Consider the following 5,799-nt stretch of genomic DNA (forward strand, 5'->3'; position numbering starts at 1 on the left):
GCATCGACAATATTCGCGCAATACCATCCGTGCTCATTTACGATTGATTCGATTTCGTCTTCCATCAAGTCCAAGCCCGAACGTCTGGCGTCACTGGGCGGCGCCCAGTGACCTGTGATTTCGGAAGACGCAATAACCGCCGCTCCAGTGCACGCCGTTGTTCTGTGCTATCCTCCCACAAACCTTACTTCATGCTCGACCACCAATTGACCAGGAGAGCGACGGTAAAGCAACCCACAAGGAGCGAACCGACCATTGGCGTGCGGCGCCTGGGACCAACATTGCAGTGCGCCATGACCGGCTTCCATAACAGTATCATCAACGCCACTCCGGCCAAGGCAAGACTCTTGGTCACACTTGTGAAAAGCTGAGCGGGCTCGTGGCGGACAGGGAATCGCCAGCTCATCGATTCGGCGGCCACAACAACCAACACCTCGCAAGCGAGATACCAAGACCAATGGATCGTAGCGAACCACCATCCGACGCGCAGACGACATGTCAGCAACAGGCCACCGATGAGCGCGGTCACTCCATATATTGCGTCCTTCAGAAAAATGGCCCTGTAGAAGTGGCTCGCTAGCGCGACTCCAGAGAACAGTAAGCGAGCCCACTCAAACGCCATGAATACGCCGCGCACGAGAAGGACGATCACGAGCAGTGCAAGCACCACGCCGTGGAACCCAGAGAGCACGCGAGCACGCGAGTTGGTATCACAGCGGGGCGGTTCATACGGATTCGTATGCGGTTTATCGCTCAAAAGTGGACATTCCCGATTTGAGGCACAGAACTTGTATTTATACGGTCCGTATAAGCACCCGGACTTGCGAGTTAGCGCACCCGAGCGTTGAACCCTAATCCTCGCCAAGACCCTGACGTGTCGTCACTTACGCACTGACAAGCCCCCTTTCCGCCGGGTGCTTAACAGGCGCCGCCTGCAGTATATCGCACCTCCCGTCCGGGCGGCAATTGCTCGGTCGTGGGCGGTGTGGGGAGCCGTCTTCGGGCAAGTCGCCCTCGTCCCGGCTCCCACGCGAGCAGCCGGGGTGTGCCCGATGGCTTGCTGAATAGTTCCCGTCAACTGCGGCCCACTTCCCGGCTCGGCTTCCCGCGGGGGCTGGCCGGGGCGAGTCGATCAGCCGGGCTGCGGACTCCCCGCCCGCCGGTGTTGAGCACGTGCGTATAGATCATCGTCGTCTTCACGTCATTGTGGCCGAGCAATTCCTGGACCGTGCGGATGTCGTACCCATCGAGCAGCAGATGCGTCGCGAAGGAATGGCGCAGTGTATGGCAGGTGGCCCGCTTCGCGATCCCCGCCGCCACCACGGCCTGATGCATGCTCCGTTGGATAAGCGATTCATGGATGTGGTGCCGGAAGATGCCCCCGGACTCACGATCGCGGTAGCAGCGCGCCGCCGGAAACACCCACTGCCAGGACCAGGTTCTACCGGCGAGAGGGTATTTCCTGTCGAGCGCCCCTGGCAGACGCACGCGGCCCTTCCCTTGCTTGTCCTCTTCGGCGTGATGCCGCCGCCAAGAGCCCAGATGCCGCGAGAGTGGCTCGACGAGCCCCGCAGGCAGGACGGTGATCCGATCCTTGTTTCCCTTCGCCTCACGGATCGTCAACTCACGTCGCTCGCAATCGACATCCTTGACGCGGAGCCGCAGCGCCTCCATCAAGCGCAGCCCGGCCCCGTACAGCAACATCGCCACCATCCAAGACTCCCCTCGGAGGTGCTTCATCACCCGCTCGACCTCCTCGGGCGTGAGTACGTCTGGCAGTCGGCGCGGCCTTCGCGCCCGCACCACGTCGTCTATCCGGCCCAGCGGCTTTCCCAGGACGGCGTCGTGAAGAAAGAGGATCGCCGCGAGAGCCTGGTTCTGCGTGGAGGCGGATACATGTCCGCGGACCGCCAGATCGGTGAGGAAGGCGTTCACCTCCGCCGCGCCCATCTCCAGCGGATGCCGCTTGTCATGATGGAGGATGTACCGCCGCACCCAGTGCGAATAGACACGCTCCGTGCTCCGCGCCAGATGCCGGACTCGGGCAGCATCGCGCAATCGATCGAGCAATCGCGGCTGCCGTCCCTGCGGACCGGGACTGCTCGCGACTGGGTCGCCGGCAGTGTGAAAACCGGAAGTGGGAGTAGACATCGCCAGTCCTCCAAGACCCCACAAGGAAGTGTACGCACCTACATCCTTTACGCAACCCTTCGCTCCGCTGGCTCACGCCCTCGTCCCACGGGCGCGGCAGCGGTCACTGCAGTAGCGCACCTCGTCCCAGCACGCGGCCCACTTGCGGCGCCACTGGAAGGGACGGCCGCACGCGACGCAGATCTTCTCGGGCCGCGGTGCCCCGCGGGCGCGGTCGCCGTCGCGGCGGCCGGCCGCGCCGCTCCCACCGCACCCCCGGCTCATGCCGGTGAACCGGCCGGCGCCGGAGCCAGTGCCGGCCGCGGCGGACCGCGATCCCCCACGATCGCCCGCACCGCCTCGACGAGCATCACCGCCGCGAGGACGAGCAGCACGAGCCCCGCCCAGGCCACCGGATCGGTCGGCACGGGGACATCGTCGGCCTTGCGGAAGGCCTCCTGAAACTTCGGCAGCGTCATCGTCGCCAGCGCCCAGGTGCTCATCACGTACATGAACAGCGTCGGCAGGCCCGTCACCGCCCAGACCCACGCCTCGCGCCGCGTCCGCCACAGCCAGACCGTGATCCCCAGGAGCGTGAGCGCCGCCAGGAGCTGGTTGCTCGCGCCGAACAGGCCCCAGAACGTCTTCCAGGCTGGCACCGCCTTGCCGTCGGCGTCGAGCTGCGGCCGGAGGAGGAAAAACAGCGGCACCCCGGCGGTGAGCCCGGTACCGAGCCACGCCCCTGCGCGGCCGGAGAGCCCGGTGAGCTCCTGGATGATGTAGCGCCCCAGCCGCGTGCAGACGTCGAGCGTGTCGTAGACGAACGTCGTGAACGCCATCAGCGCGAAGCTCACGCCGAGCGCTGGTGCGATCCCGAGGATCTCGAGGAACCGCCCCATCCCGAGGGCGTAGATGAAATTCGGCGGCTGCGCGGCCCGCGTGTCGCCGGCGGGGAGCACCATCACGCAGGCGAGGCTCACGATCGCCACCATCGCCTCGAGAAGCATCGTGCCGTAGCCGATCGGCCGGGCATCGGTTTCGCGGCGCAGCTGCTTGCTCGTCGTTCCCGAGGCGATCAGGGAGTGGAATCCGGAACAGGCGCCGCAGGCGATCGTGATGAACAGCATCGGCACGACCGGCCCCGCCTTCGTCGACCACTGCGTGAAGGCCGGGTAGTTCACAGCCGCGTCGCCCGCCACGAGCCGGTCGCCGAGGACGAGCCCGAGCGCCGCCCCGGCGAGGGCCACGTAGAGGAAGCAGCCGCCGAGGTGGCCGCGCGGCTGGAGGAGGAGCCACATCGGCACCATCGCCGCGACCAGGCAGTATGCCAGCAGGAGCACGCCCCAGATCTTCTGCGCCGTGGCATCGGAGGCGCCGAGCACCGCCGCCAGATCGAAGGGGATCCGCTGGCCGCCCCAGATCGCGAGGCCGACCAGCGGCAGGAAGATCGCCGTCGCCAGCCAGAGGGGCATCCTGCCCTGGCGCAGGCAGAGCCCCATCGCCATCGGCAGGAGGAGATACATCAGGCTCGACGAGGCGATGCCGCCGCCGGACACCGTCTCCCCGCTCTCGAGCACCTGCCGGCCGACGAAGCTCGACGCGGTGATGTCGGTGAAGGCGACGATGATGTAGACCAGCGCGATCCAGACGAACGCCAGGAAGAGCACGTAGCTGCGCCGGCTCATGTGGTCGCGCACCACCTCGGCGATCGACCGCGCCTTGTGGCGGACGCTGGCGACGAGCGCCGCGAAGTCGTGGACCCCGCCGATGAGGATGCTGCCGACGAGGATCCAGGCCAGCGCCGGCGCCCAGCCGAAGGCGACGCCGGCGAGGATCGGCCCGACGATCGGCCCGGCGGCGGCGATCGCCGAGAAGTGCTGCCCGAGGAGGAGCGCCGGCGCGATCGGCTCGTAGTCGACGTCGTCGCGGAGCGCGACCGCCGGCGTCGTGGCCCCGGCATCGAGCCGGAAGAGCCGCGAGAGCAGGCCGCCATAGAGCCGGTACGCGACGGCGAGCAGCAGGGCGCTGGGCAGGAGGATGAACAGCAGGCTCATGCGTGGCCCCCGGTGGCGGCAGGAACACGGGCGGCCCGGGACGGCCGCCCCTCCGGCGGTTTATCATGCCCGCCCGGCCGCACGGCGTCGAATCGGCCGGATCCCCGTCGAGGACCCCCCGCCCCATGGCAGCAGCGACTTCCGGCCGCGAGAAACTCGTCATCATCGGCAGCGGACCGGCCGGCTGGTCGGCCGCGATCTACGCCGCCCGCGCACAGCTCCAGCCGCTCGTCTACGAAGGGGCGATCAGCGAGAAGAATCGGCTCTCAGGCACGCTGCCGCTGGGGCAGCTGGCGCTGACGAGCGAGGTCGAGAACTTCGCCGGGTTTCCCCATGGCAACCTCGGCGGGTTCCTCGATTCGGCGCTGCCCGCAGAGCGGCGGCAGATGATAGCGCCGCACGCCGGTGAAGGGGTGACGGGACCCGAGCTCATGGAGCTGATGCGGCAGCAGGCAGTCAACTTCGGCACCCGGATCGTGACCGACGACATCGAGCGCGTCGATTTCTCGAAGCGGCCGTTCACGCTTCATCCGGCCGAGGGGGGCAGCGTCACGGCGGAGTGCGTGATCGTGGCGACCGGGGCGAGTGCCAATTGGCTCGGCCTCGAGAGCGAGGAACGCTTCAAAAACCGCGGCGTCAGTGCCTGCGCCGTGTGCGACGGGGCGCTGCCGCGGTTTCGCAAGCGCGAGCTGGTGGTCGTCGGCGGCGGCGACTCGGCGGTCGAGGAGGCGACCTACCTGACGAAGTTCGCCAGCACCGTCCACCTTGTCCACCGCCGCGATCAGCTCCGGGCGTCGAAGATCATGGCCAAGCGCGCCCATGACGACGCGAAGATCAAGATCCATTTCAATACGGCGCTGGCCGAGGTCCTCGGCGACGACGCCAAGGGGGTCACGGGGGTGCGGCTGGTGAGCACGCTCGAGCCAGCGCGCGAGACGCACCTCGACGTGGCCGGCGTGTTCCTGGCGATCGGCCATACGCCGAACACGGCCTTCCTCGACGGCCAATTGCAGCTGACGGCGAAGAAGTACATCGTCTGGACGCAGCACTTCCGCACGGCGACGAGCGTCGAGGGGGTGTTTGCCGCCGGCGACGTGGCCGACGACTACTACCGGCAGGCGATTTCAGCCGCCGGCACCGGCTGCATGTCGGCCCTCGACGCGGAGCGCTGGCTGGCGGGCCAGGGAGTTCACTGACAGCCGGTGGAGTCGCGACGAGCCTCCGCTCGAGAGTCCCGCCTCCGCTCGAGAGTCCCGCCTCCGCTCGAGAGTCCCGCCTCCGCTCGAGAGTCCCGCCTCCGCTCGGGCTCTGCAGAGGGGCGCCCCTCGCGCCTTTGCCCTCGCATCGACCCGCACACGGTTGCGACGGGCCGATGCGAGGGCGACGGCGGAGGGGCTACGCGGGTCCCTTTTGGGAAGGAATGCGAAACCACGCCTTCGTGCGTCTGAAAAAGAAAAAAACCCGGCCGGGGCAGGGGACCCCGGCCGGGCTCCGATGCGGCTCGCCCAAGCACCACCGCAGGCTCGCGCGCTTCACGCCATTCCCATCGCTGCCGCGGGCGCCGAGGATTGCCATCGATGGCTCCCTCACGACCCGTCGCAGACCCATGCCATCC

4 protein-coding genes are annotated in these 5,799 nt (G+C 67.5%); 1 reads left to right on the top strand and 3 read right to left on the bottom strand.

The genetic code is table 11. The features are described 5' to 3' along the window. Nucleotides 1-1,074: 1,074 nt before the first annotated feature. From FJ309_16985 to FJ309_16995, 3 genes are all read right to left on the bottom strand, one after another. Nucleotides 1,075-2,151 (bottom strand): integron integrase, encoded by a 1,077-nt coding sequence (locus FJ309_16985; protein ID MBM3956269.1) that lies wholly within the window; start codon nt 2,149-2,151, stop codon nt 1,075-1,077. A gap of 72 nt (nt 2,152-2,223) precedes the next feature. Beyond that, complete coding sequence (locus tag FJ309_16990; GenBank protein MBM3956270.1) at nt 2,224-2,415, bottom strand: DUF2256 domain-containing protein; 192 nt, start codon at nt 2,413-2,415, stop codon at nt 2,224-2,226. Further along, nucleotides 2,412-4,184 carry a carbon starvation protein A gene (locus FJ309_16995; GenBank protein MBM3956271.1) on the bottom strand — a complete coding sequence of 591 codons (1,773 nt, stop codon included), beginning with the start codon at nt 4,182-4,184 and terminating at the stop codon, nt 2,412-2,414. The genes FJ309_16990 and FJ309_16995 overlap by 4 nt, the downstream gene beginning before the upstream one ends. Nucleotides 4,185-4,249: 65 nt before the next feature. On the opposite strand from FJ309_16995, the gene FJ309_17000 reads away from it, so the two are divergent. Further along, nucleotides 4,250-5,380: a thioredoxin-disulfide reductase gene (locus FJ309_17000; GenBank protein ID MBM3956272.1), complete on the top strand. Its 1,131-nt coding sequence runs from the start codon at nt 4,250-4,252 to the stop codon at nt 5,378-5,380. Nucleotides 5,381-5,799: the final 419 nt, after the last annotated feature.

The sequence above is a fragment of the Planctomycetota bacterium genome, from assembly GCA_016872555.1.
Lineage (GTDB): Bacteria > Planctomycetota > Planctomycetia > Pirellulales > UBA1268 > F1-20-MAGs016.